The 23,902-nt window shown below is 67.8% G+C and carries 19 protein-coding genes and 1 pseudogene; 10 read left to right on the top strand and 10 right to left on the bottom strand.

Features of this window, described 5'->3' with window-relative positions:
• Positions 1–27 precede the first annotated feature (27 nt).
• Together FFS23_RS10760 and FFS23_RS10755 are read right to left on the bottom strand one after the other, a co-directional pair.
• Positions 28–2,346: a 3-hydroxyacyl-CoA dehydrogenase/enoyl-CoA hydratase family protein gene (locus FFS23_RS10760; RefSeq protein WP_137898655.1), complete on the bottom strand. Its 2,319-nt coding sequence runs from the start codon at positions 2,344–2,346 to the stop codon at positions 28–30.
• The gene (locus FFS23_RS10755; protein WP_137898625.1) at positions 2,346–3,482 is read right to left on the bottom strand and encodes a thiolase family protein; all 1,137 of its coding nucleotides are present in this window, start codon (positions 3,480–3,482) and stop codon (positions 2,346–2,348) included. The genes FFS23_RS10760 and FFS23_RS10755 overlap by 1 nt, the downstream gene beginning before the upstream one ends.
• A 123-nt stretch (positions 3,483–3,605) precedes the next feature.
• On the opposite strand from FFS23_RS10755, the gene FFS23_RS10750 reads away from it, so the two are divergent.
• From FFS23_RS10750 to FFS23_RS10735, 4 genes are all read left to right on the top strand, one after another.
• Complete coding sequence (locus FFS23_RS10750) at positions 3,606–5,300, top strand: long-chain-fatty-acid--CoA ligase (protein WP_137898624.1); 1,695 nt, start codon at positions 3,606–3,608, stop codon at positions 5,298–5,300.
• A gap of 32 nt (positions 5,301–5,332) precedes the next feature.
• Positions 5,333–5,746: a MerR family transcriptional regulator gene (locus tag FFS23_RS10745; protein ID WP_137898623.1), complete on the top strand. Its 414-nt coding sequence runs from the start codon at positions 5,333–5,335 to the stop codon at positions 5,744–5,746.
• A 147-nt stretch (positions 5,747–5,893) separates the two neighbouring features.
• Positions 5,894–6,934 carry a pyruvate dehydrogenase (acetyl-transferring) E1 component subunit alpha gene (pdhA, locus tag FFS23_RS10740; protein WP_038658356.1) on the top strand — a complete coding sequence of 347 codons (1,041 nt, stop codon included), beginning with the start codon at positions 5,894–5,896 and terminating at the stop codon, positions 6,932–6,934.
• Between the two features lies 1 nt (position 6,935).
• Complete coding sequence (locus FFS23_RS10735) at positions 6,936–8,357, top strand: pyruvate dehydrogenase complex E1 component subunit beta (protein WP_137898622.1); 1,422 nt, start codon at positions 6,936–6,938, stop codon at positions 8,355–8,357.
• 110 nt (positions 8,358–8,467) lie between these two features.
• On the opposite strand, the gene FFS23_RS10730 is transcribed toward FFS23_RS10735, so the two are convergent.
• Genes FFS23_RS10730 through FFS23_RS10720 form a run of 3 tightly spaced genes read right to left on the bottom strand, consistent with a single transcriptional unit; the run spans position 8,468 to position 11,684 of the window.
• Positions 8,468–9,199 (bottom strand): TadE/TadG family type IV pilus assembly protein, encoded by a 732-nt coding sequence (locus FFS23_RS10730; protein ID WP_249340633.1) that lies wholly within the window; start codon positions 9,197–9,199, stop codon positions 8,468–8,470.
• On the bottom strand, positions 9,199–9,795 hold the full coding sequence (locus FFS23_RS10725) for a TadE/TadG family type IV pilus assembly protein (protein ID WP_038658361.1): 597 nt from the start codon (positions 9,793–9,795) through the stop codon (positions 9,199–9,201). The genes FFS23_RS10730 and FFS23_RS10725 overlap by 1 nt, the downstream gene beginning before the upstream one ends.
• Positions 9,792–11,684, bottom strand: a complete 1,893-nt coding sequence (locus FFS23_RS10720) for a TadE/TadG family type IV pilus assembly protein (protein WP_249340632.1) — start codon at positions 11,682–11,684, stop codon at positions 9,792–9,794. Before FFS23_RS10720 ends, FFS23_RS10725 begins: the two co-directional genes overlap by 4 nt.
• A gap of 162 nt (positions 11,685–11,846) precedes the next feature.
• On the opposite strand from FFS23_RS10720, the gene FFS23_RS10715 reads away from it, so the two are divergent.
• From FFS23_RS10715 to FFS23_RS10705, 3 genes are all read left to right on the top strand, one after another.
• Positions 11,847–12,464 (top strand): squalene/phytoene synthase family protein, encoded by a 618-nt coding sequence (locus tag FFS23_RS10715; RefSeq protein WP_249340631.1) that lies wholly within the window; start codon positions 11,847–11,849, stop codon positions 12,462–12,464.
• Positions 12,465–12,535: 71 nt separating this feature from the next.
• Entirely contained in the window at positions 12,536–12,961 is a 426-nt protein-coding gene (locus FFS23_RS10710) for an EF-hand domain-containing protein (protein WP_137898620.1), read from the top strand.
• A 23-nt stretch (positions 12,962–12,984) separates the two neighbouring features.
• Positions 12,985–13,455, top strand: a complete 471-nt coding sequence (locus FFS23_RS10705; RefSeq protein ID WP_137898652.1) for an EF-hand domain-containing protein — start codon at positions 12,985–12,987, stop codon at positions 13,453–13,455.
• On the opposite strand, the gene trmFO is transcribed toward FFS23_RS10705, so the two are convergent.
• On the bottom strand, positions 13,388–14,755 hold the full coding sequence (gene trmFO, locus FFS23_RS10700) for a methylenetetrahydrofolate--tRNA-(uracil(54)-C(5))-methyltransferase (FADH(2)-oxidizing) TrmFO (protein WP_137898619.1): 1,368 nt from the start codon (positions 14,753–14,755) through the stop codon (positions 13,388–13,390). The two genes, FFS23_RS10705 and trmFO, sit on opposite strands and share 68 nt — an antisense overlap.
• 237 nt (positions 14,756–14,992) lie before the next feature.
• On the opposite strand from trmFO, the gene FFS23_RS10695 reads away from it, so the two are divergent.
• The gene (locus tag FFS23_RS10695) at positions 14,993–15,427 is read left to right on the top strand and encodes a DUF488 domain-containing protein (RefSeq protein ID WP_137898618.1); all 435 of its coding nucleotides are present in this window, start codon (positions 14,993–14,995) and stop codon (positions 15,425–15,427) included.
• A gap of 102 nt (positions 15,428–15,529) precedes the next feature.
• Here the strand turns inward: FFS23_RS10695 and FFS23_RS10690 are convergent, their stop codons facing one another.
• The 4 genes from FFS23_RS10690 to FFS23_RS10675 form a co-directional block, all read right to left on the bottom strand.
• Entirely contained in the window at positions 15,530–17,320 is a 1,791-nt protein-coding gene (locus tag FFS23_RS10690) for a cation:proton antiporter domain-containing protein (RefSeq protein WP_137898617.1), read from the bottom strand.
• A gap of 85 nt (positions 17,321–17,405) precedes the next feature.
• Positions 17,406–18,995 carry a long-chain fatty acid--CoA ligase gene (locus tag FFS23_RS10685; protein ID WP_137898651.1) on the bottom strand — a complete coding sequence of 530 codons (1,590 nt, stop codon included), beginning with the start codon at positions 18,993–18,995 and terminating at the stop codon, positions 17,406–17,408.
• A gap of 300 nt (positions 18,996–19,295) precedes the next feature.
• On the bottom strand, positions 19,296–21,119 hold the full coding sequence (locus FFS23_RS10680) for a lytic transglycosylase domain-containing protein (RefSeq protein WP_137898616.1): 1,824 nt from the start codon (positions 21,117–21,119) through the stop codon (positions 19,296–19,298).
• Positions 21,116–21,859, bottom strand: a complete 744-nt coding sequence (locus FFS23_RS10675) for a uracil-DNA glycosylase (RefSeq protein WP_137898615.1) — start codon at positions 21,857–21,859, stop codon at positions 21,116–21,118. Before FFS23_RS10675 ends, FFS23_RS10680 begins: the two co-directional genes overlap by 4 nt.
• A 165-nt stretch (positions 21,860–22,024) precedes the next feature.
• On the opposite strand from FFS23_RS10675, the gene FFS23_RS10670 reads away from it, so the two are divergent.
• Both FFS23_RS10670 and FFS23_RS10665 read left to right on the top strand, forming a co-directional pair.
• Positions 22,025–23,680 (top strand): electron transfer flavoprotein-ubiquinone oxidoreductase, encoded by a 1,656-nt coding sequence (locus tag FFS23_RS10670; protein WP_137898614.1) that lies wholly within the window; start codon positions 22,025–22,027, stop codon positions 23,678–23,680.
• Positions 23,652–23,902 (top strand): annotated as a pseudogene (locus tag FFS23_RS10665) (tetratricopeptide repeat protein); the annotation flags it as partial. The gene FFS23_RS10670 and the pseudogene FFS23_RS10665, both read left to right, overlap by 29 nt.

The following is a 23,902-nucleotide window of genomic DNA, read 5'->3' as shown; positions in this document are numbered from 1 at the left end:
CCCGAGCAACCGGTAACGGGATCACGATCAGTTCCGCAGTGGCTTACCCGTCGTCAGCATCTGCTGGACGCGTGCCTGCGTCCGCGGGTCCTTCACCGCGGCCATGAAGCCTTCGCGTTCCAGCGTGAGGAGGTCGTCCTCCTGCACGATGTCGACCAGATCGGCGTCGCCGCCGGTCAGCACCATCGCCAGCCGCGCCGAGACGATCTCGTCATATTCGGTCGCCAGCCCCTTCTTGCGGAAGCCGTCGACGACGCCGGCGATGCCGACGCGGCCGCTCTCGCCGGGCAGGCGGAAGGTCGGCTTCTCCGGCGGCGCATAGCCGTCGACCAGCGACAGCGTCTTGGCCTTGGCGTCGGCGAGCAACCGGTCGCGGTTCATCGTGATGCCGTCGCCCGGCCGCAGGAACATCATTTCCTTGGCGAGCGCCGCCGACTTGGAGACCTGCGCGGTCGAGATCGTCTCGAACGCCTTGGCGACCGCGGGCATCGGCCCGCGCGGCATCATCGGCGCCTTCGCCATACGGTCGAGCATCTCGCCGTTGCCGCCCCAGCCGGGCAGCAGGCCGACGCCGCATTCGACGAGACCGACATAGGTCTCGGCATGCGCCTGCACCGCGTCCGAATGGAGCAGTACCTCGCAGCCGCCGCCCAGCGCCATGCCGGCGGGTGCCGACACGACCGGGAAGGGGGCGTATTTGAGCGCCTTGAGCGCCTGCTGGCCGCCGGCGATCAGCTTCTCGATCTCGCCCCACATGCCCGCGGCGACGGCGAACATCGCCATGCCGAGATTGGCGCCGGCCGAGAAGTTCGAGCCTTCGTTGTAGATCACCAGCGCCTTGAACCGCGCCTCGACGATCGGGATCGCCTGCTGGATCAACGCCATGATCTCGCCGTCGAGCGCGTTCATCTTGGTGGTGAATTCGAGCGCGGCGACGCCGTCGCCGATATCCCAGAGCGCTGCGGAGGCGTTCCTGACGATCGGCTCGGCACCGAGCTTGATGTCCTCGAGCAGCACGACGCCCTCGCCGCGCACGACGTCCCGATACTCGCCGGCGAGGGTGAGGAACTGGCGCTTGCCGTCGACGACGCGGTAGAAGGGACGGTCGCCCGCGGTGTCGAGGATCGTGGGGACGCTGCGGCCCTCGTCGCGCAGCCGCGCGGCGAAGGCGGCGGCGCCGATCTTGTCGATCAGCTCGAACGGCCCGAACTTCCAATTGTAGCCGAGCTTCATCGCGTCATCGATGCCGACGATATCGTCGGCGGCCTCGCCGACCAGCATCGCCGCATAGGACAGCGTCTTGCCGAGGATCTCCCAGGCGTAATCGCCGACCTTGCCGGGTACGGCGATCAGCGCGGCGAGGTCCTTCTCGGCCTTGGGCGGCAGCGCGGCGGGCTTGACCCCCTCGCGATAGTCGCCCGTGGCGAGATCGAGCGCGAGCTTGGTCCTGGTCGCCTTGTCGAAGCGGTAGAAGCCGCCCTTGCCCTTGCGGCCGGTGAAGCCGTCGGCGATCATCCGGTCGACCAGCGGCATCGGCCGCACCGTGTCGAAATAGGGATCGCCCTGCGGCAGCGTCGACGACAGGCTCTTCGACAGGAGCGGCATCAGGTCGACGCCGACGAGATCGACGAGACCGAAGATGCCGGTCTTGGGCACGCCCATCGGCCGGCCGCCGATCTGGTCGGCCTCCTCGACGGTGAGGCCCTGGTCCATCGCGGCGTTGATCGCGACGGCGAGCCAATAGGTGCCGATGCGGTTGGCGATGAAGCCCGGCGTATCCTTGGCGCGGACGATGCGCTTGCCCATGAACCGGTCGACGAACGCCTCGACCTTTTCCGCCACGGCGACGTCGGTGTGTTCGCCGCGAACGATCTCGATCAGCCGCATGTAGCGCGGCGGATTGAAGAAATGGGTGATGAGGAAGTCGGCCTTGAACTGGTCCGAACGCCCCTCGACCAGATGGCCGAGCGGGATCGTCGAGGTGTTCGACGACACCGCGGTGCCGGGGCGCTTCAATGCCTCGAGCCTGGCGTAGAGCGACTGCTTGATATCGAGCCGCTCGACGATCGCCTCGACGATCCAGTCGCATTCGGCGACGCGATCCAGATGATCGTCGATATTGCCCGTCTCGACCAGCTTCGCCGCGCCGGTCGACATGAACGGCGCGGGATCGGTCTTGAGCATCCTGGCGACGGCACCCTTGGCGACCGCGTCGCGATCGTCACCGTCGCGCGCGGGGATGTCGAGCAGCAGCACCGGGATACCGGCATTGGCGACCTGCGCGGCGATGCCGGCGCCCATCACGCCGGCGCCGATCACGCAGACTTTGCGAATAGCCTCGGCCATCATGCGCGCTCCAGCACCGTGGCGATGCCCTGACCGCCGCCGATACACTGGGTCGCGAGCGCATAGCGCCCGCCCTCGCGCTCGAGCAGCGCCGCGGCCTTGCCGACAATGCGCGCACCGGTCGCGCCGAGCGGATGGCCGATCGCGATCGCGCCGCCGTCGAGGTTGATCGTCTCGTCCTTGAGACCGAGGTCGCGGATGCAGGCGATCGCCTGGCTGGCGAACGCCTCGTTGATCTCGACCACGTCGAGGTCGGCGACCGATACGCCGGCGCGGGCGAGCGCCTTCTGCGAGGCGCTGATCGGGCCGAGGCCCATCGTCTCGGGCTCGATCCCCGACACGCCGACCGCCTTGATCCGGGCGAGGATTTTCAGGCCGTGCTTCTTGGCGAATTCCTCGGAGGTGACGAGCACCGCCGAGGCGCCGTCGGTCAGCGGCGACGAGGTGCCGGCGGTCACCGATCCGTCCTGGCTGAACGCGGGCTTGAGGTTGCCGAGCGCCTCGACGGTGGTGTCGGGGCGGATCGTGCCGTCCTCGCTGACGGTGCCCGCCTTGGTGGTGATCGGCACGATCTCGTCGGCGAGGCGGCCGTCGGCGCGTGCCGCGGCGGCCTTCTGCTGGCTCTTCACCGCGAACGCATCCTGCTCGCCGCGGGTGATCTGGTATTTGGTCGCGACGTTCTCGGCGGTGTCACCCATCCCCATGTAGGCGCCCGGGTTCGCCTTCGCGAGCGCCGGGTTGGGGAGGGGGTTGTAGCCGCCCATCGGGATGCGGCTCATCGATTCGAGGCCGGCGCAGATGAACGCCTCGCCGGCACCGATCTGGATCTGGCCCATCGCGATATGGATCGCGCTCATCGACGACCCGCAGAAGCGGTTGACCGTCATGCCGCCGACCGACAGCGGCAGATCGGCGAGCAGGCCGATCAGCCGCGCGACGTTGAGGCCCTGTTCGCCCTCGGGGAAGGCGCAGCCGAGGATGATGTCCTCGATCTCCGAGGCGTCGACGCCGGTCTTCTCGATCAGCCCGCGGATCGTCTGCGCGGCGAGGTCGTCGGGCCGGACGCGGGCGAGCGCGCCCTTGCCGGCGAGGTGGAAGGGCGAGCGTGCATAACCGGCGATGACGACGTTGGTCATGAAATCCTCTCTTTTGCGGGCAACCGAGGCTTGCGGGATGCCGTATAGGTGCGATACCTTCCCATTACGTCAAGTGGCACGAGCGGACAATATGCTCGATGGTGAAGATGAGAGGATGGACGGATGAGCGACGACGCGAGCCGAGACACGAGCACGACCCTTGCCGCGCCGCTGGCGGTTCGGAACGGCGTGCCGCTGGTCGCACAGCCGCGGCTGCTCGGTGATCTGCTCGCCCGGTCGGCGACGCGCTTTCCCGATCGACCGGCGGTCGATTTCATGGGGCGGATCACGACCTGGGGCGCGCTCGCCGCCGATGTCGATCGTGCCGCCGCGGCGTTGCAGGCGCTCGGCGTCGTCAAGGGCACGCGCGTCGCCCTGTGCCTGCCCAACACGCCTTATTATCCGGTGCTGTTCTACGCGACGCTGAAAGCGGGCGGCATCGTCGTCAACGTCAATCCGCTCTACGTCGAGCGTGAGCTGACCCATTTGATCGAGGATTCGGGCGCCGAGATCATCGCCACCTGCGACATCGCCGACATCCAGGCGCGCGTGCTCAAGGTCGCGGGCGAGACGGGCATCCGCCACGTCATCAGCTGCCCGATCGCCGACGTTTTGCCGGGGCTCAAGAAGTTCGGCTACAAATTGGTCAAGCGCAAGGAGATCGGCCGCGCGCCGGCGAGCGCCCGCCACCTCTATTACGCGGCCTTCATGGCGAAGGGCGGCACGCCCAAGCCCGTCGCGGTCGACCCGCACGAGGTCGCGGTGTTGCAATATACCGGTGGCACCACCGGCGTGCCCAAGGCGGCGATGCTGAGCCACGCCAATATCGTCGCCAATACCGACGCGATGCTGGTCCATTGCGGCGGCGAGGTGCCCGATCAGGATCGCGTGCTCGGCGTGCTGCCGCTGTTCCACGTCTTCGCGCTGACCAACGTGCTGACCTTCTCGACGCTGGTCGCCGCCGAGATGATCCTGCTGCCGCGCTTCGAATTGAAACAGTTGCTGGCGACGCTCAAGCGCACCCGCCCGACCTATTTCCCGGCGGTGCCGACGATCTACAACGCGCTCGCCAATCTGCCGGCCGGGCAGCGTCCCGATTTGTCCGCGATCAAGGTCTGCATCTCGGGCGGCGCGCCGCTGCCGGTCGAGGTGCGTCACGCCTTCGAGGCCAATACCGGCGCCAAGCTGGTCGAGGGCTATGGCCTGTCCGAAGCCTCGCCGATCATCACCTGCAACCCGTTCGAGGGGGTGAACAAGGAAGGCTCGGCCGGCCTGCCGTTCCCCGGCACGACGATCGAGATCCGCGACCGCGGAGATCCGACGCGGATCGTGCCCGCCGGCGAGAAGGGCGAGATCTGCGCCCGCGGCCCGCAGGTCATGGCGGGCTATTGGCACAAGCCGGCGGAGACCGCGGCGGCGTTCGCCGACGGCGCGTTGCGCACCGGCGACGTCGGCTATCTCGATGCCGACGGCTATCTGTTCATCGTCGACCGGATCAAGGACATGATCCTGTGCGGCGGCTACAACGTCTATCCGCGCGTCATCGAGGAGGCGCTGTACGAGCATCCCGCGGTGGTCGAGGCGGTGGTGATCGGCGTCGCCGACGCGCATCGCGGCCAGGCGCCCAAGGCGTTCGTCGTGCTCAACCCGCCGGGCGCCGCGACGCCGACCGAATTGCGCGATTTCCTGCGCGACAAGATCAGCAAGATCGAGCTTCCCCGCGAGGTCGAAATCCGCGACACTCTGCCCAAGACCTTGATCGGCAAGCTTTCCAAGAAGGAGCTTGTCGAGGAGGAACTCGCCAAGGCGGCGCGATAAGCCGTCGGGCAGGGGTAGGCGTCGGGGAGCGGATGATGGACGAAAGCGGAGACCTGCAGGGAATCCAGGAGGTGGCCGACATGCTCGGCATCACCGCGCGGACGCTGCGCTTCTACGAGGACAAGGGCCTGATCGAGCCGTCCCGGATCGGGACGACGCGCGTCTACCGCCGGCGCGAGATCGCGCGGATGCAGCTCATCCTGCGGGGCAAGCGGCTCGGCTTCTCGCTGACCGACATCGCCGAATTCCTCGACCTCTACGACGCCGATCCGCAGCATCTCGAACAGATGCGCGCGCTCGCCGAACGGGTGCGCCAGCGCATCACCGAATTGGAGCAGCAGCGCGACACGCTCGACCAGACGCTCGCCGACCTCGCCAAGCTGGAGGGCGAGGCGCTGGCCCGCGTCCATGCGCACGAACCCGAAGGGCGCCGCGCCGCGGGGTAGATATCGCGCGAAAGCAAGGCCGTGCGTGACGATGGCCGGGCTGCGCGGCGGAGCGGCGGACCAGCTTCTTGCCGGCGGGGAATTGATGTTCTGGCAGAAGGGGGACTATAGGCAGCGCCACATCCCCCAGGACCGTTGAGGTAATACGTGGCCAAATCGCCTGCTCCTCCCGCCGTACCGCTCACCAATCGCGAGCGTCCCGCCGATCCCAAGCCGTTCGAGGCGACCAAGGAGCAATTGCTCGACTTCTACAAGCACATGCTGCTGATCCGCCGGTTCGAGGAAAAGGCCGGCCAGCTCTACGGCCTGGGTTTCATCGGCGGTTTCTGCCACCTCTACATCGGTCAGGAAGCGGTCGCGGTCGGGCTGCAGTCGGCGCTGGACGGCGACAAGGACTCGGTGATTACCGGCTATCGCGACCATGGCCACATGCTCGCCTACGGCATCGACCCCAAGGTCATCATGGCGGAGCTTACCGGCCGCGCCGCCGGCATCAGCCGCGGCAAGGGCGGTTCGATGCACATGTTCTCGACCGAGCATAAATTCTACGGCGGCCACGGCATCGTCGGCGCGCAGGTGTCGCTCGGCACCGGCCTCGCCTTCGGCCACAAGTACAGCAACGACGGTGGCGTCTGCCTCGCCTATTTCGGCGACGGCGCGGCCAACCAGGGCCAGGTGTACGAGAGCTTCAACATGGCCGAGCTGTGGAAGCTGCCGATCATCTTCGTGATCGAGAACAACCAATATGCGATGGGCACCAGCGTCAATCGCGCCTCGGCCGAGGACCAGCTGTATCGCCGCGGCGAGAGCTTCCGCATCCCCGGCATCCAGGTCGACGGCATGGACGTGCTCGCCTGTCGCGGTGCCGCCGAGGAGGCGCTCGCCTGGGTGCGTGCCGGCAAGGGTCCGGTCATCCTCGAGATGAAGACCTATCGCTATCGCGGCCATTCCATGTCCGACCCCGCCAAATATCGCAGCCGCGAGGAAGTGCAGGGGGTGCGCGACAAGTCCGATCCGATCGAGCACGTCAAGAAGCTGCTCGAAGCGCAAGGGGTGGGCGAGGCCGACCTCAAGACCATCGAACAAGAGATCCGCAAGACCGTGAACGAAGCCGCCGATTTCGCCGAAAGCACGCCCGAGCCCGACGAGGCCGAGCTGTATACCGACGTGCTGGTGGAGACGTACTGAGATGGCAATCGAGATCAAGATGCCCGCGCTGTCCCCGACGATGGAGGAGGGCACGCTCGCCAAATGGCTCGTCAAGGAAGGCGACACCGTCAAGTCCGGCGACATCATGGCCGAGATCGAGACCGACAAGGCGACGATGGAATTCGAGGCGGTCGATGAAGGCACGATCGGCAAGATCGTCGTCGCCGAGGGCACCGACAATGTGAAGGTCGGCGACGTCATCGCCGTGCTGCTCGAGGACGGCGAGAGCGCCGATGCGGCGACCACCGCCGGCGCGACCGCGGGCGAGGGCGCCAATCCGGCGCCCAAGAACGAGGCGACCGATCAGGCCGCGCCGCCGATCCCCGAGGGCGCCGCGGCGGCCGAGCAGGAGAGCGGCACGCAGAAGCTCGTCGCCTCCGCCGAGAAGAAGGGCGTTCAGGACCCGGCGATCCCCGAGGGCACCGAGATGGTGAAGACCACCGTCCGCGAAGCGCTGCGCGACGCGATGGCGGAGGAAATGCGCAAGGACGACCGCGTCTTCGTGATGGGCGAGGAAGTCGCGCAATATCAGGGCGCCTATAAGGTCACGCAGGGGCTGCTCGACGAGTTCGGCGACCGCCGCGTCATCGACACGCCGATCACCGAATATGGCTTCGCCGGCGTCGGCACCGGTGCGGCGATGGGCGGCCTGAAGCCGATCATCGAATTCATGACGTTCAACTTCGCCATGCAGGCGATCGACCACATCATCAATTCGGCGGCCAAGACCAATTACATGTCCGGCGGCCAGATGCGCTGCCCGATCGTCTTCCGCGGCCCCAACGGCGCGGCGAGCCGCGTCGGCGCGCAGCACAGCCAGAATTACGCCCCCTGGTATGCCAGCGTCCCCGGCCTGATCGTCATCGCGCCCTATGACGCGGCCGACGCCAAGGGCCTGCTCAAGGCGGCGATCCGCTCGGAAGACCCGGTCGTCTTCCTCGAGAACGAGCTGATGTACGGCCGCTCGTTCGACGTCCCCAAGCTCGACGATTACGTCCTGCCGATCGGCAAGGCCCGGATCATGCGCGAGGGCAAGCACGTCACTCTGGTGAGCTATTCGATCGGCGTCGGCCTCGCGCTCGAAGCCGCCGAGACGCTGGCGGGCGAGGGCATCGAGGCGGAGGTCATCGACCTGCGTACGCTGCGTCCGCTCGACAAGGACACGGTGCTCAAGAGCCTCGCCAAGACCAACCGCCTCGTCGTGGTCGAGGAAGGCTGGCCGACCTGTTCGATCGCGTCGGAGATCACCGCGATCGTGATGGAAGAGGGGTTCGACGACCTCGACGCGCCGGTGCTGCGCGTCACCAACGAGGACGTGCCGCTGCCCTATGCCGCCAATCTCGAGAAGAAGGCGCTGATCGACGCCAAGCGCGTCGTCGCCACGGTGAAGAAGATCGTGTGATCGCACCGCCGATCCCGGCATGGCCGGGGTCGACACCGATCAAGGGAAGGCCGGGCGATCGCCCGGCCTTTTTTGTGAGAGCTTCGCCCCGCCGGGGGCAGATCGTGCGCTCAGCTCGCCGTATACAGATCGCAGAACGATTGCGTCGCGGCCGGTGACGGATTGTAGATCTGGCTGAAATCGCGGCGGTCGCGCACAATGTAGGAGGCGGTATAGCGGATCCGCGTCACCGCCGCGCCGCCGGGCACCCACGCCGAGCTGAACACCGGTCGATAGTCGTAGCTGACCTCGATATACATCACGCCCGATCCGACCGGCGCATTCACCTTGGTCCCGCTGCTGTCGCCCATGCCATTGGGCATCGACACGCCGACGCTGGCAGGGCTCGTGCCGATGCCGTCGCCGCGATCCATCGTGCCGTTGGTGCGGTCGTAGCTGGAATCGTAGCCGGTCCCGCTCCGCTTGCCGAGGCAGCGCTGCCAGTGGAGATACTGGCTGCCTGCGGTCTGCTGTTCGAGGCTGGAGATGGTGATCCGGCCGCGATTGGTGAGGTCGAGGGGCGCACCCTGCAGACGCGCCGAGGTGAGCACGTCGTTGATGTCGGCCTCGCGCAGCTGCGTGATCCCGCTGTTGCTCATCAGGCCGACGCGCGATGCCGTATCGGCGAGGTTGAGCGCGACCTGGCTGACGCGCAGATTGGTGATCGCGAGCCATGCCATCTCCGTGCCCCACGCGCCGACGCCGAGCACCAGCGGCAGCGTCAGCGCAAATTCGAGCAGGGCGAGGCCGCTCGTCTCGGCGGCGAGCCGGCGGGTCGCCCGCGCAATTCTTGTCGGCGTCATCACGGGCATACCAATTGCGCGGTCGGACCAGCCTGTGTGGCATAGGGCTGGTTCTTGAGGATCGTCGTCGCGCTGATCGTCGCGCGTCGCGACCAGCCGATGATGGCGGCGAGCGGGAACAGCCGGTTGAACTGCACCGTCATCGTGTAGACGACGACGTCGTTGGCGCCGCCCTGACCCGCGATTCCGGGATCGAGGTCGCGCGTGCCGTTGCCGTTCACGTCCGTGAAGCATTCGGTGGCCGCGTCGTAGACGCCGTTGTTGTTATTGTCCTGGAACGGCTCGGCCGCGATATAGCCGAACTGGCCGAAGCTCTTGCGCGACGAGGTGCCGGTGGCGGTCTTGGCGAGGCTGTTGATCTGGCTCATCACGCGCTGATCGAGCGTCGTGCCGGCGGTGTTCGAGGCATTGTTCTGGATCGTGCCGTCGCGGCCCGCCTTCTGCACGGCGCCGGTGAGCACGGCCTGCATATACGCCTGATAGGCCAGATCGCTGAGCCCCATGATGAGCAGCAGCATGACCGGGACGACGATCGCGAATTCGATGATCGTCGCGCCGCGCGTGTCCTTCGCAAGGTGGCGGAGCCGCGGCCTCACTGGCTGATCCTCAGCATCGCGAGCCGTTGCGCGATCGTGCGGAAGGCGCCTTTCACCGCGTCGGTGCTGCTCGCCTGGAACGCCTGGCCGGGGGACGCGCAATAGGTCAGGTCCGGGGTGATGCTCGTGCCGAGCGCGACGACGAAGATGCTGATGCCGCGCTTCTTGGCAGCGTCGCATTCGATGCGGAAGCGCGCGGTGTGATTGGCATAATCCTGATTGTCGTTGTTGGCGCCGCCGGTGCGATTGTCCCAGTCCTCGATACCATATTGGCCGTAGATCTGACCGTTGGGCGACATGGTGCCGTCGGTCATGAAGACGATGTTGCGCGACGGCGCAGGCCGCCCCGGTCGCGCGGTGGTATCCGCGGCGAACACGCCGTTGGGCGACAGCATCCGCAGGCCCCAGATCATGCCGACGTCGTGATAGGTCCCGCCCACCGCCTTGAAGTCGCTGTTGTAGACGTAATCGTTGACGTCCTGTGCGCTCATGACGGTCAGCCGCTGCGCCTGCATGCCGCAGGCGGTGTAGGCGCTGTTCGCCAGCGCATAGCCGGCGCGATAGCTGTTGCTGTAGTCGTTGGTGTTCTCGTCGTTGATATCCTGGAAATTGCTGTTGTTGCGCTGGTAGACGACGTCCGCCCACATCGGCCGCCACTTGTTCGTCGCCGCCGCGGGGATGATGTCCGGGTTGAGATCGTCGGGAAGCGCGTTGACGTCGAACGTGGCGCTCTTCGAGGTGTTCAGTTCCTCGATACAGCCCTTCCAGCTCGACGTAGAACCGTCGAACCGCGTCGGATCGGCGACGGTGCTGCCGTTGATGGTGCCGAGCAGCTGCGAGACATCCCATTGCACCGGCTCGTAGCGCCAATAGGGGCGGAGCGGCTGTTGCCAGCCGGAACAGGTCCCGCCCGACGAGGACGTCCAGCTGACGTTGTAATATTTCATCGCCTGCGGATAACTGGTGTTCCAATTGGGGCCGCTGGTGATGAAGCCGGTCGCCGGGTAGCGCTGTGCAACGCACATCGCCTTGGGGATGTTGGACAGCGAGAAGGAGGTGGCAAGCAGCTGATAGGGGGCGTAATCGCCAGGCAGCATCTTGTCGCTGCCGCCCCAGCCGACCGCGCCGATCAGCGGCGAGAGGTGGCGGCTTTGATAGGTCCAGCTCTGTTGCAGATATTGCGACGGGATCAGCCGGCCAACGTTGACCGCCGAGGCATAGGGTACGAAGCCATAACGGATGCGCGTCGACGGATCGGTGCTCGACCGCATCGTACTGTCGAAGAGCAACACCGACTGGCGAAGCGATTCGATCTTCGAATAGGTCATGTTGGTGCCCAGACCATAGGCCGGTTTCTCGGTGGCGTTGCCGCAGGTCGCGGGGTCGGAAGGGTAACAGTTCATCGACCCGGTTATGTCGAGCACGAACATGACGTCGGCATCGCCGACGTCGAACACCGCCTGGCAATTGACCGTCAGCGGCCGCGCGCTCACGCCGAAGAACTGCATCAGCGCCATCGGCACGGTCGCCGAGGCCGTGCCGCTGACCGCATTGGCCACCCCAACGGTGGTATTGACCGACGCCTTGCTGGTCGAGAAGCTGACGTTGCGGTTCTGATACCAGCCGGGACGGAAGTTGTTGTTGAAGAAGGCCGTCGCCTGCTGCTTTGCGGCATCTTCCAATGGCGTCGACATCTGCGTGTCGGTCATCGCCTTGCGGCCGGCGAGCACGCCCGCGTCGCACGCCTGCTGGAGGCGGACCTTAACGACGTATAGACGTGCCATATCGACCGCCGAACCGGCGAAGCCGATCAACGGAATCAATGCCGCCGCCATGATCGCCAGCGTGTTTCCGCGAATGTCGCGGCGGAGTCTGGTCAGCAGACCCATAGGGGAGGACGACCGCGACGTGTGCATGGCCAAAACCGGCTCTCGTTTGTTCTATTGGACAATCCCAGTTAACCCGCCGGTATGAAATCGCAGTCAAACGGCATGGTTAATCAAAGTTTGCAGACGAACGACACAGCGGCCGCGCCGAACGGGGATCGATCGTTGGCGATCCTCGCAGTGCCGTCGCGCCACCGCCCGGCGATCGAGACGCTGCTCGCGCTCGACGCCCGGCTGGCCGGGATCGTCCGTGCGACGCGCGAGCCGATGGTCGGGCAGATGCGGCTGACCTGGTGGCATGAGGCGCTCACCAAGCTCGACGGCGCGCCGGCGCCGGCCGAGCCGCTGCTCCGCGACGTCCAGCAACATCTGCTGCCCGCGGGCGCCAGCGGCGCGCGGCTCGCCGGGATGATCGACGGATGGGAGGAGTTGATCGTCGCCGACGCGCTCAGCGCCGAGACGCTGGATCGCCACGCCGAGGCCCGCGGGGCCGGGTTGTTCGCCGCGGCGGGAACGGTGCTCGGCGCCGACTCGCCGCTGCTCGTGCCGGCGGGGCGGGGCTGGGCGCTCGCCGATCTCGCCGGGCATCTGTCCGCGCCGGCGGCGGCCGGGCTGGCCGCGGATGCTGCACGGCGCGAGTTGTCGCATGCTTTTTCAGCACCTTGGCCAGCAAAGCTGCGCCCGATCGGTGTATTGAGCCTGATCGCGCGGCTCGATGCCACCCCCGGATCGGCAATTGCCAAGGCTTTGAAGGTAGGGCGGTTTAGAATAACCGGACGATGAACATTTGCGACGATCGTTCGCCATGCTAGCCTCGACTTGCAACGAGGGACTCGGCAATGCGACGACGGGTGATGGCGGAGGTGGCGTTACTCGCCGGCTGTAGCGTCGCATTGGTCGCGGTGGTGCATGCGGACCGGCCGCCGACCGTGCTGCCGGCCGAAACCAAGCACGTGCCGGTGTGGTCGGCGGCATCGCCGGATGCCGCGGCAGTCGCCCATGCCGTGCTCGCGGCGCATGACCGCGATCACGACGGCGTGCTGTCGCGCGACGAATATCGCGCCGCCATGCGGGCGGGATTCGCCCGGCTGGACGGGGATGGCGACCGCCGGCTCGATCTCGGGGAATGGGCGGATCCGCAGTTCGACGCGGCGGATCACGATCGCTCGAGCACGCTCGACGCAGATGAACTCGGCAGAAGGCTCGACCCGCACCGCGATGCGGTTCGGCGCGCGGACGACCGCCGGCTGGACCCGCCGCAGGGTTTGTCGCTGGGATGATCGATGGCGAAGGGGGGCGCGTGATGTGGCGATATTGGGCGATCGGTGCGGCGGTGCTCGCGGCGGTGGCGGGCGGGGCGATGCTGCTCGGCGGATCCGGGCGGCCGGCGTTGCTGCCGGCGCAGCCCGCGGCGCAGGCCGCCGCGGCGCCGGCGACGGGGGCCGCCGATGCCGACCCGGTGCCCGAAGCCTCCGAGGCAACGCGCGAGCAGAAGCGCTTCGCGCGCTACGATCGCGATCAGGACGGCAAGGTCACGAGGGACGAATATCTCGCCAACCGGCGCAAGGGCTTCGCCAAGCTCGACGTCAATGGCGACGGCCGGCTCGACTTCGACGAATGGGCGGCGAAGGCGACCGCCAAGTTCGTCGCCGCCGACCATGACAAATCCGGTGCGATGGACGCCGCCGAATTCGCCACGACGGCGGTCAAGCGGAAGCCATCGTCCCGGCCGAAATGTCCGCCGACGGCTGCGGCGCCGGCGGAGGAGAGTTGAGCCAGCCGGCGAAGGCGGTGCGCGCGCGATCGGTGTACATCCGCTTGCGGTCGGCCTTCTTGGTGCGGCCGGGGATCGGCGGCATCAGCCCGAAATTGACGTTCATCGGCTGATAGGTCTCCGCCTCCGCGCCGCCGGTGATATGGCCGAGCAAGGCACCCAGCGCAGTCTCGACCGGCGGCGGCGCGAGCGTCTCGCCCGCCAGCTCCGCCGCAGCGAAGCGGCCGGCGAGCAGGCCGATCGCGGCGCTCTCGATATAGCCCTCGCAGCCCGTGATCTGGCCGGCGAAGCGCAGGTTGGGGCGGCTCTTCAGCCGCAGCGTCGGGTCGAGCAATTCGGGCGAGCGGATGAAGGTGTTGCGATGCAGCCCGCCGAGGCGTGCGAATTCCGCATTCTGCAGGCCGGGGATGGTGCGGAACAGCCGCACCTGTTCGGCATGCTTCAGCTTGGTCTGGAAGCCGACGATGTTCCAGAGCGTGCCCTGCGCATTGTCCTGGCGAAGCTGGACCACCGCATAGGGCCAGCGGCCGGTACGGGGATTGTCGAGCCCGACCGGCTTCATCGGGCCGTAGCGCAACGTGTCGAGCCCGCGCTCGGCCATCACCTCGATCGGCATGCAGCCCTCGAAATAGGGCGTGTCCTTCTCCCAATCCTTGAACTCGCTCTTCTCGCCGGCGAGCAAGGCGGCGTGGAAGGCGAGATATTGCTCCTTGTCCATCGGGCAGTTGATGTAATCCGCCTCGCCCTTGTCCCAGCGCGACGCCTTCCATGCGACGTCCATGTCGATCGTGTCGGCGTGGACGATGGGGGCGAGCGCATCGAAGAAGGCGAGCGCCTCCGCGCCGGTCGCGCCGCCGATCGCCTGCGCCAGCCCCGCCGCGGTGAGCGGCCCGGTGGCGAGGATCGCCGGCCCGTCCGGCAGCGTGTCGACGCGTTCGCGAACCAGCGTGACGTTGGAATGATCGGCGAGCGCCGCGGTGACGCCGGCGGAATAGCCGTCGCGGTCGACCGCCAGCGCCGACCCGGCGGGGACGCGATGCGCGTCCGCCTGGCGCATGATCAGCGAGCCCATCGCGCGCATCTCCTGGTGGAGCAGGCCGACCGCATTGGCCTCCGCATCGTCGGAGCGGAAGCTGTTCGAGCAGACGAGTTCGGCGAGATGATCGGTCTGATGCGCGGGCGTACGCTCGCCCGAGCCGCGCATCTCCGACAGGCGGACGCGATAGCCCGCCTCGGCGAGCTGCCAGGCGGCTTCCGAACCGGCGAGGCCGCCGCCGACGATATGGATATCATGGGTCATATGGGTGCCTTAAGTGGAATCAATATCCAGTCAAATTCCTCCCCCGCCAGGGGAGGTGGCGCGGCGAAGCCGTGACGGAAGGGGAGGACACGGAACCGACGTGTCGCTTACCTCCCCCTCCGTCATGCCTGCGGCATGCCACCTCCCCTGGCGGGGGAGGAATTCGGTGGACCCCTGCATGCCGATCGATGCCGGGGCGGCGGGCAACGCGGCGGTCGGCTCGTGCGTTCGGCCGGCATGACCACGATCTACACCATCGGCTATGAGGCCACGACGATGGCCGATTTCCTCGCCGCCCTGAACCGTGCGGGGGTGAAAAGGGTGATCGACGTGCGTGCGCTGCCGCTGTCGCGGCGGCCCGGCTTCTCGAAATCCTCGCTCGCCGCCAGCCTCGCCGAGGCGGGGATCGGCTATGTCCACCTCAAGGCGCTCGGCACCCCCAAGCGCGGGCGCGACGCCGCCAAGAAGGGCGACGTGGCGACGCTGGAGGCGGTATATGAGGAGCAACTCGAACTGCCCGAGGCGCAGGCGGCCGCCGCCATCATGCTGGGATTGGCCGCGGAAACGCCGAGCGCGCTGCTCTGCTTCGAGCGCGACCCGAAACATTGCCATCGTACGCTGCTGCTCGACGCGGTCGGCGAGGGGGCGGAGGTTGTCGACCTGTATACATGAGCTGGGGCTTTTGCCGCCGTTGGCATTGAGCTTGTCGAAGTGCTCTTGAGACTTACTTGCCCTTCGACAGGCTCAGGGCGAACGGATTGAGGGTGGGGCCGCTCACACCTTGCCCGGTACCGCTTCCCCCAGCCGCCGCACGCGCCGGATGCGGGGCTCGCGGTCGATCTCCGCCTCCGCGCGGATCGACTGGCGCAGTTCGTCGCGCTTCTCGTGGATCGAGGCGATCACCGGTCCCATCGCGACGCCGAGGTCGACCAGCACCGCCTCGGACAATTGCAGTGAGCTTTCCAGCGTCTCGGGCACCGCGTCGGTCACGCCGGCGCGATAGAGTTCGGCGGCATGGTGCGGATCGCGGGCGCGGGCGATGATCGGCAGCGCCGGGGCGAGCGCGCGCATCCGCCGGGTGAGCTGTACGGTCAGCACCGGGTCGTCCATCGTCAGGATCAGCGCGCGGGCGCGGGCGAGGTCGAGCCGCTCGACCCAGTCGCCACGCGCGATGTCGCCGAACAGCACCGGATGGCCGCTGCGCCGCGCCTCGGCGACGGTGTCGATGTCCGCCTCGACCGCGATATAGCGCTGGCCGTGGACCGCGAGCATGTCGGACACCATCCGCCCGACGCGGCCGAAGCCGATCACCACCGCGCCCGGTCCCTCGCCGAGCGTATCCTCGGGCAGGCCGTCGCCCGGGGTGAAGCGGTCGATGCCGCGCGACAGTCGCTGGCCCGCCTTGGCGAGCAGCGGCGTGATGGTGAGGCCGATCGCGGTCACCGTCTGCCAGAAGGCGGCGGTCGATGGCAGGATGAGCTGCGCCTGTGCCGCGGTGGCGAGCACGATCAGCGTCGTCTCCGACGGGCTGCCCATCAGCAGCCCGGTCTCGGCGGCGATGCCGCGCCCGGTCTGCGCGACGCGGAGCAGCAGATAGGTGACGACCGCCTTGACCCCGACCACCGCGCCGACCGCGCCGAGCAGCGACGGCCAATTGGCCAGCACCTCGCGCAGGTTGACGCTCATCCCGACGGTGATCAGGAAGACGCCGAGCGCGAGGCCCTTGAAGGGTGCGGTCATCACCTCGACCTCGGTGTGATATTCGGTCTCGGCGATCAGCAGCCCGGCGAGCAGGGCGCCGACGATCGGCGACAGGCCGGCGGCGGTGGTGGCGACGCTGGCGGTGATGACGACGAGCAGCGAGGCGGCGAGGAAGAGTTCCGGGCTCTTGGTGCGCGCCGCCTGCGCGAACAGCCGCGGCAGCACCAGCCGGCCGCCGAGGTACATCACCACCACCGTCGCCAGCCCGCGCAATGCGACGCCGGCGATGCCGACCCAGCCGTCGGGGCTGGCGGTCGGCGCCATTGCGCCGAGCGCGAAGATGATCGGCACCAGCGCGAGATCCTCGAACAGCAGCATCGCAAAGGCGGCGCGGCCGACCGGACTGGTCGTGCCGACGAGCGGCAGCACCAGGGCGGTCGAGGACAAAGCGAGCGCGAGGCCGAGGCCGGCGGCGCCGCCCCAATCCTGGCCGAGCAGATGCACCGCCACCGCGATCAGCGCCGCCGAGCCGATCAGCTCGGCCGGGCCGGTGCCGAACACCTGCGCGCGCATCGACCACAAGCGCTTGAACGAGAGTTCGAGCCCGATCGAGAACAGCAGCAGGACGATGCCGAATTCGGCGAAGGGCTCGATCGAATCGGGATCGGAGATGGTGAGATAATAGAGCCACGGCGCCCGGTCGGTCAGCGCGCCGAGCCCGTCGGGGCCGACGAGCATGCCGACGAGGATGAAGCCGATGATCGGGCTGACCCGAAACCGCGCGAAGGCGGGGATCACCAGCCCCGCCGCCCCCAGGATCACCAGCGCGTCGCTGAAGCCCGCATTGTCCAGTCCGATCGCCATAAGGGGATTGTAGGCACAAGACGTGAAATGTCAGCCGATGATTGCAATTTCCTCGCGCGCGCGGCCGGGCAGGGGATCGATCGTCTCACGCCGCGAACTGATAGTCTCGGAATTGCTCGCGCAGCGCCGTCTTGAGCAATTTGCCCGTCGCGGTGTGCGGCAGCGTATCGACGAACGCGATGCCATCGGGCAGCCACCATTTCGCCACCACGCCGGCGAGATGGTCGAGGATCGCGCGCGCGGTGACGTCGCTGCCCGGCTTGCGGACGACGACGAGCAGCGGCCGTTCGTCCCACTTGGGATGGGAGATGCCGATCGCCGCCGCCTCGGCGACGCCGGGGCAGCCGACCGCGGCATTCTCCAGCTCGACCGAGCTGATCCATTCGCCGCCCGATTTGATCACGTCCTTCGAGCGGTCGGTGATCTGCATCGTGCCGTCGGGGTGAATCACCGCGACGTCGCCGGTGTCGAACCAGCCGTCGGCATCGATCGCATCCGCCTCGGCGCGGAAATAGCGTTTGATCACCCACGGGCCGCGGATGTGCAGCCGTCCCGCGCTGGTGCCGTCGCGGGGCAGCGGCGTGCCGTCGTCGTCGCGGACGACGAGTTCGACGCCATAAGGCACGCTGCCCTGCCGGGTGAGCAGGTCGAGCTGGCGCTCGCGCGGCCAGCTCTGCCAGTCCGGCGGCGGCGCGGCGGCGGTGGCGACCGGCGAGGTCTCGGTCATCCCCCACAAATGCTTGACCTCGACGCCCATGTCGATCAGCCGGGCGATCATCGCGCGCGGCGCCGCCGAGCCGCCGATCGTCGCCATCCTGAGCGCGCGCGGCGTCTCACCGGTCGCATCGATATGCGCGAACATCGCCAGCCATACCGTCGGCACCCCCGACGAGATCGTGACGCCCTCGCGGTTCATCAGGTCGCACAAGACCTTGGCGTCGTTGACCGCGGAGAAGACGAGCTTCGCGCCGGCGAGCGGCGCGGCGAACGGCGTACCCCAGGCGGCGGCATGGAACAGCGGCACGACCGGCAGCAACACCGCCGTCGACGACAGGCCGAGCACTGCGGGCGAAGCGACGAGCAGCGCGTGAAGCAGGATCGAGCGATGGTCGTACAGCACGCCCTTGGGATGGCCGGTGGTGCCGCTGGTGTAGCAGAGCATGCAAGCCTCCCGCTCCGATCCGGTGACCCAGTCATAGTCGCCGTCCTCGGGCGCGATCAGCGCGGCGAAGCCGTCGGGGCCGTCGTCGTCCATCACCACATAATGGTCGATGCTGGTCCATCGCGTCCGAAGCCGGTCGACGATCGGCTGGAAGGCGCGATCGTAGAGCAACACGCGATCCTCGGCATGGTTGGCGATGTAGACGAGCTGGTCGTCGAACAGGCGCGGATTGATCGTATGGATCACCGCGCCCATGCCGATCGTCGCATACCACGCGGCGAGATGATGACCGTGGTTCATCGCCAGCGTCGCCACGCGCTCGCCGCGCTGTACCCCGAGCCGTTCGAGCGCCTGCGCCAGCCGTTTGGCGTCATGCGACAGGGTGCGCCAGTCGCTGCGCGTCTCGCTGCCGTCGGCCCAGCGGGTGACGATTTCGCGGGTCGGGTGCTCGCGCGCGGCGTGATCGATCAGCGTCGATACCCTGAGCTCGAAATCCTGCATCCCGCCGAGCATCGATTCGTCCTTTCCCATGGCGTGCGGGGGTCATCCCACATCGGACCGAACCATACCGCAGGAAGGAGACGAGGCAAGCTCACGAGCCGTGACGAAGGATTGCCACACCGTCACCCCGGACTTGTTCCGGGGTCCACCCTGCGGCTAGGAGAAAGGCTTGATCCGAGACCATTCCCCTGCGGGCGGGTGGACCCCGGAACGAGTCCGGGGTGACGAATCTCATGAGGAAGCCGATCGAACCTCATCACAGATGTTATATGCGATGGCCCTTGGAGAGGGACGCCGAACGCGTCCCCCGCTTCAGTTTCCCGTCACCGTACGCGATTGCGGGCTCACGCTGCCGTTCACCGCGATCGCGGTGTTGCTCGGCCGTCCGGCGATGCGCACCGCCGCGGCGCCCGGCAGGCCGGGGAAGCGCGGCCACAGGCCCTGCGCCAGCGCGGAGCGGCTGACCGATGCCTTGCGGCCGCCCTGCGCCTCGTACATCCAGTAATTGCGCAGCACCGTCGTCACATAGCCGCGCGTCTCCCAATAAGGGATGCTCTCGATATAGAGCAGCGGGTCGCCGTTATCGTGAACGATCGCATTCCAGTCGCCGACCGGGCGCGGACCGGCGTTATAGGCGGCGATCACCTTGGGCAGCAGCCCGCCGGTCACGCCGGCCATGTCGCGCAGCCGTTCGAGATGGCGCTGGCCGATATCCATGTTGGTGGCGGGCTTGGTCAGCGCCGCCTTGTCGAGCGGCAGGCCGCGCTCGCGCGAATAATCGGTCGCGGCGGCGGGCATGATCTGCATCAGGCCATAGGCGCCGGCCGGGCTCACCACCTTGTTGCGGAAGCCGCTCTCCTCCAGCGTGTGGGCGTAGACGAGCGCCTTGTCGACGCGCCAGCCGCTCGACGGCGTCCAGTTCGGCGTCGGATAGCGCGCCTCCGCAGTGGCGACGACGCCCTGCGGACAATTGTGCGCCAGCCATACGGTGGTGGCGGGCAGGCTCAGCGCCTCGGCGACGCGGACGAGGCTGCCGAATTCGGACGGATCGCCGATCCGCGCCTGCTGGCGCACGACGGTGTCGGCAAGGTCGGTCTCGCCGATCTCGGCGAGCGCGGCGGCGACGCGGATATTGGGCCGCTTGTCGAGCCGCGCCCAGTCCGCCGCGACGATCTGCGTCGACGGCTTGCCCTTGTCCTTGATCAGCAGCGCCTGGCGCGACAATTGGCCGTAGAAGCTCTCGGAGAATTGCGCGGCGGACTGCAGTCGCGCCTGCACCTTGTCGGGCCGGCTGCAGACCATGTCGGCGCGCGACGTCCAATAGAGCGCGGCGGCGCGCAGATCGACGTCGGTCGCGCGTGCGGCGACCCCCTCGAAGCCGCTTTCCGCCGCGGCGCAATCGTTCTGGCGCCATGCCGCGAGCGCACCGGTCCAGCGGCCCTGCACAGCCCAGTCGCCGTAGCCGGCGGCGGCCTTCGCCGCCATCGCCCGGGTGTTGGCGTCGTCGCCGGTGAGAAAATACATCCAGGCGACCTTCGCCTGCCATTCGGTCTGCGCCTCGATGGTCAGGCCCGGCGTCGTCTCGAGCAGCGCCTGCGCCTCCGGCCCCATGTCGGCCTTGACGAACGGCTGCATCTTGAGCGCCAGATCGGCGGCGATCTCGTCGCTCTTGGTGGCCTTGGCGCGGACGCGGCGGGGGGCGCCGTCCTGCCAGATCAATCGCTGCGCCTGCGGCAGCGGCGGCAATTCGGCCGCACCGCGTGACTTGGCGAGGCGGGCGAGCGATTCGGCCTCGGGCAGTTCGGGCGCCTCGTTGAGCAAGGCGACGAGCGGCTCCAGCTCGACGCGCGGCGAGCCCTTGGCGGTGAACAACTCGGCACGCGCGATGGCATGGAGCGGGCCGGGCTTCATCGCGTCGAGGCCGAGCTGCGCGTCCTGCCATTTGCCGTCGCGGATCGCCTGGAACACCGCGCGATAGCCGTCGCGCTGCGTCGCATCGAGCTGATCGGGGATGCGATCGGCGAGCGCGGTGGCCGCGGGCAGTCTGGCGTCGCCGGCGGGTTCGGTCGGCCCGGCCGCATGCGCGGCGGCGGGCAGCGCGATCAGCGCCAGGGTCAGCGCGAGCGTGCGGGTCATGCGGGCAGGTTTCCCATCAGCAATTGCAGATCCTTCCAGGCCTCCGCCTTCGCCACGGGCTTCTCGATGAGGAAGCGCGGGTGAAAGCTGGCGACGACCCCGGTCTCTCCGCTCTTATGGTTAAATGAATGCAAAGACCCGCGCGTCCCCGGCATTTCCGCCCCCAGAATGGCACGGCTGGCCGCATTGCCGAGCAGCAGCAGCCGTTTTGGCGCGACCAGGCCAATATGGTGCTTCGAAATGTCGGACAGCCGCGTCTCGGTATCGCGCGGCATCCGCCCGGCCACCGGCCGTCTGGCGCAGACCGCGGCGAGGTGGATCGTGTCGCGCGACAGGCCGATCGCGGCGAGCATCCGGTCGAACAGGGCGCCGGCGGCGCCGCTCAGCAAGGTGCCCGCCTCGCCGTCGTCCTTGTCGGGGCAATCGACGAGGACCATGATCGCGGCGTCGGGCGGGCCGCTGGCGGCGATCGACACGCCGCGCCACTCGACCTCGGGCACCGCATCGCCCAGCCGCCACGCGATGAAGTCGGCGAGCGCGTCGGGCATCGTCGCGGCGGCGGGGGCGGCCGGCACCGCGGCCGCGGAGACCGCTGCGGCGAAGGCGGTGGGCGCCGGCATCGGCTGGCTCAGCCAGTCGCGCGGCGCATCCTCGACGAGCGTGTCGACGCCCGCCTCCTGCCACCAGTCGAGCGCGCTGCCGACGCTGCTCATCCAGTCGATATGCTGATCGGCCCCCACATTATTCCTTTTTGTTGCGACGATCCTTCTCCAGGTTGACGTTTGCGTCAACTTGTCCGATCGCGGGCCGGAGACGAGCCGTTGTCGTCGTGCGCCTGAACGCTTTTGCCGCCGCCGACAACATACAAGCGTGATGCACCGCGGATGGTGCCCGGGAGTGGAATGATGTCGACACGCGAATCGATGCCCTATGACGTGGTGATCGTCGGCGCCGGCCCGGCGGGCCTGTCGGCGGCGATCCGCTTCAAACAGGTCGCGGCCGAGCAGGGTGCGGACCTGTCGGTCTGCGTGCTGGAGAAGGGCTCGGAGGTCGGCGCACACATCCTGTCGGGTGCGGTGATCGATCCGCGCAGCCTCGACGAACTGCTGCCGAACTGGCGCGAGGACGGCTGCCCGCTCGCCGAGGTGCCGGTGACCGAAAATCACCATTGGGTGCTGACCGCGACCGGCAAGCGCACGCTGCCCGAATTCCTCACCCCGCCGTTCATGCACAACAAGGGGACCTATACCGGCAGCCTCGGCAATCTGTGCCGCTGGCTGGCGGGCAAGGCCGAGGAGCTGGGCGTCGAGATCTTCCCCGGCTTCGCCGCCGCGGAGATCCTGTTCGACGAACAGGGCCGGGTGAAGGGCGTCGCCACCGGCGACATGGGCGTCGCACGCGACGGCACGCACAAGCCCGATTATACGCCGGGGCTCGAGCTCCACGCCAAATACACCTTCTTCGCCGAGGGCGTGCGCGGCCACCTCACCAAGGAGGTGATCCGTACCTTCGATCTGGCCAAGGACGCGCAGCCGCAGGTCTATGGCCTAGGCATCAAGGAATTGTGGGACATCGATCCCGCGCTGCACAGCCCGGGCCGCGTCATCCACACGCAGGGCTGGCCGCTCGGCGACGACGCCAACGGTGGCAGCTGGCTGTATCATCAGGCGAACGGGCAGGTCAGCCTCGGCTTCGTCACCTGGCTCAATTACACCAATCCCTATCTGTCGCCCTTCCAGGAGATGCAGAAGTGGAAGACGCATCCCGAGATCGCCGCGATCCTCAAGGGCGGCAAGCGCGTCTCCTACGGTGCGCGCGCGATCAATGACGGCGGGTTGCAGTCGATCCCGAAGCTGGTCTTCCCCGGCGGCGCGCTGATCGGCTGTTCGGCGGGCTTCCTCAACGTGCCGCGGCTCAAGGGCACGCATGGCGCGATGAAGTCGGGGATGATGGCCGCCGAGGCTGCGGTCGCGGCGATCCTGTCGCAGCGCGAGCACGACGAACTGGCCGCCTATCCCGCGGCGTTCGAGACGTCTTGGCTGCACAAGGAGCTGTCGGTCGTCCGCAACGTCGTGCCGCTGGTCAAGAAGTTCGGCGACTTCCTCGGCTCGGGCCTTGCCGGCGTGACGATGTGGCTCGAGCATTTCGGGCTCAAGATGCCGTTCACGATGAAGCATCATCCCGATCATGAAAGCCTGTGGCGCAAGGATCTGGTCAAGCCGCCGGTCTATCCCAAGCCCGACGGCGTGCTGACCTTCGACCGCCTCTCCTCGGTGTTCCTGTCGAACACCAATCACGAGGAGGACCAGCCGGTCCATCTGACACTGAAGGACCCGAACGTGCCGGTCGAATACGACCTGCCGCTCTACGACGAACCCGCGCAACGCTATTGCCCGGCCGGCGTTTACGAGATCGTGGGCCAGGAGACCGGCGATCCCAAGTTCGTGATCAACGCGCAGAACTGCGTCCACTGCAAGACGTGCGACATCAAGGACCCGACCCAGAACATCAACTGGGTGGTGCCGGAGGGTGGTGGAGGCCCGAATTATCCCAATATGTAAACGCCTGTTCCTCGCGTCGCTGCTGAGCCTCGGCGCGGTCCCGCCGGCAGCGGCAGACACCGGTCATCTCGCCGACTATCTCAAGGCCGGCGCCGCCGATGCCGACGGCCGGGTCGATCTCGCCGCCGCCGGTTATGCCCGCGCGCTCGCCGCCGCGCCGGCGAGCACGGCCGTCGCGCTCCGCGCCTATCGCGAGGCGCTGGCCGCCGGCGCGGCGGCGAG

The sequence above is a fragment of the Sphingomonas sp. 2SG genome (genome assembly GCF_005503285.1).
GTDB classification, from domain to species: Bacteria; Pseudomonadota; Alphaproteobacteria; order Sphingomonadales; family Sphingomonadaceae; genus Sphingomonas; species Sphingomonas taxi.
The sequence above is the reverse complement of the archived record's forward strand: the minus strand, read 5'-3'. Positions and strand labels throughout refer to the sequence as shown.

Coding starts and splice junctions, on each gene's coding strand:
- trmFO (WP_137898619.1), bottom strand. CDS start 14,755: ATGACCCATGATATCCATATCGTCGGCGGCGGCCTCGCCGGTTCGGAA.
- FFS23_RS10705 (WP_137898652.1), top strand. CDS start 12,985: ATGTGGCGATATTGGGCGATCGGTGCGGCGGTGCTCGCGGCGGTGGCG.
- FFS23_RS10695 (WP_137898618.1), top strand. CDS start 14,993: ATGACCACGATCTACACCATCGGCTATGAGGCCACGACGATGGCCGAT.
- FFS23_RS10680 (WP_137898616.1), bottom strand. CDS start 21,119: ATGACCCGCACGCTCGCGCTGACCCTGGCGCTGATCGCGCTGCCCGCC.
- FFS23_RS10760 (WP_137898655.1), bottom strand. CDS start 2,346: ATGGCCGAGGCTATTCGCAAAGTCTGCGTGATCGGCGCCGGCGTGATG.
- FFS23_RS10690 (WP_137898617.1), bottom strand. CDS start 17,320: ATGGCGATCGGACTGGACAATGCGGGCTTCAGCGACGCGCTGGTGATC.
- FFS23_RS10735 (WP_137898622.1), top strand. CDS start 6,936: ATGGCAATCGAGATCAAGATGCCCGCGCTGTCCCCGACGATGGAGGAG.
- FFS23_RS10745 (WP_137898623.1), top strand. CDS start 5,333: ATGATGGACGAAAGCGGAGACCTGCAGGGAATCCAGGAGGTGGCCGAC.
- FFS23_RS10710 (WP_137898620.1), top strand. CDS start 12,536: ATGGCGGAGGTGGCGTTACTCGCCGGCTGTAGCGTCGCATTGGTCGCG.
- FFS23_RS10670 (WP_137898614.1), top strand. CDS start 22,025: ATGTCGACACGCGAATCGATGCCCTATGACGTGGTGATCGTCGGCGCC.
- FFS23_RS10730 (WP_249340633.1), bottom strand. CDS start 9,199: ATGACGCCGACAAGAATTGCGCGGGCGACCCGCCGGCTCGCCGCCGAG.
- FFS23_RS10750 (WP_137898624.1), top strand. CDS start 3,606: ATGAGCGACGACGCGAGCCGAGACACGAGCACGACCCTTGCCGCGCCG.
- FFS23_RS10755 (WP_137898625.1), bottom strand. CDS start 3,482: ATGACCAACGTCGTCATCGCCGGTTATGCACGCTCGCCCTTCCACCTC.
- FFS23_RS10720 (WP_249340632.1), bottom strand. CDS start 11,684: ATGGGTCTGCTGACCAGACTCCGCCGCGACATTCGCGGAAACACGCTG.
- FFS23_RS10685 (WP_137898651.1), bottom strand. CDS start 18,995: ATGCTCGGCGGGATGCAGGATTTCGAGCTCAGGGTATCGACGCTGATC.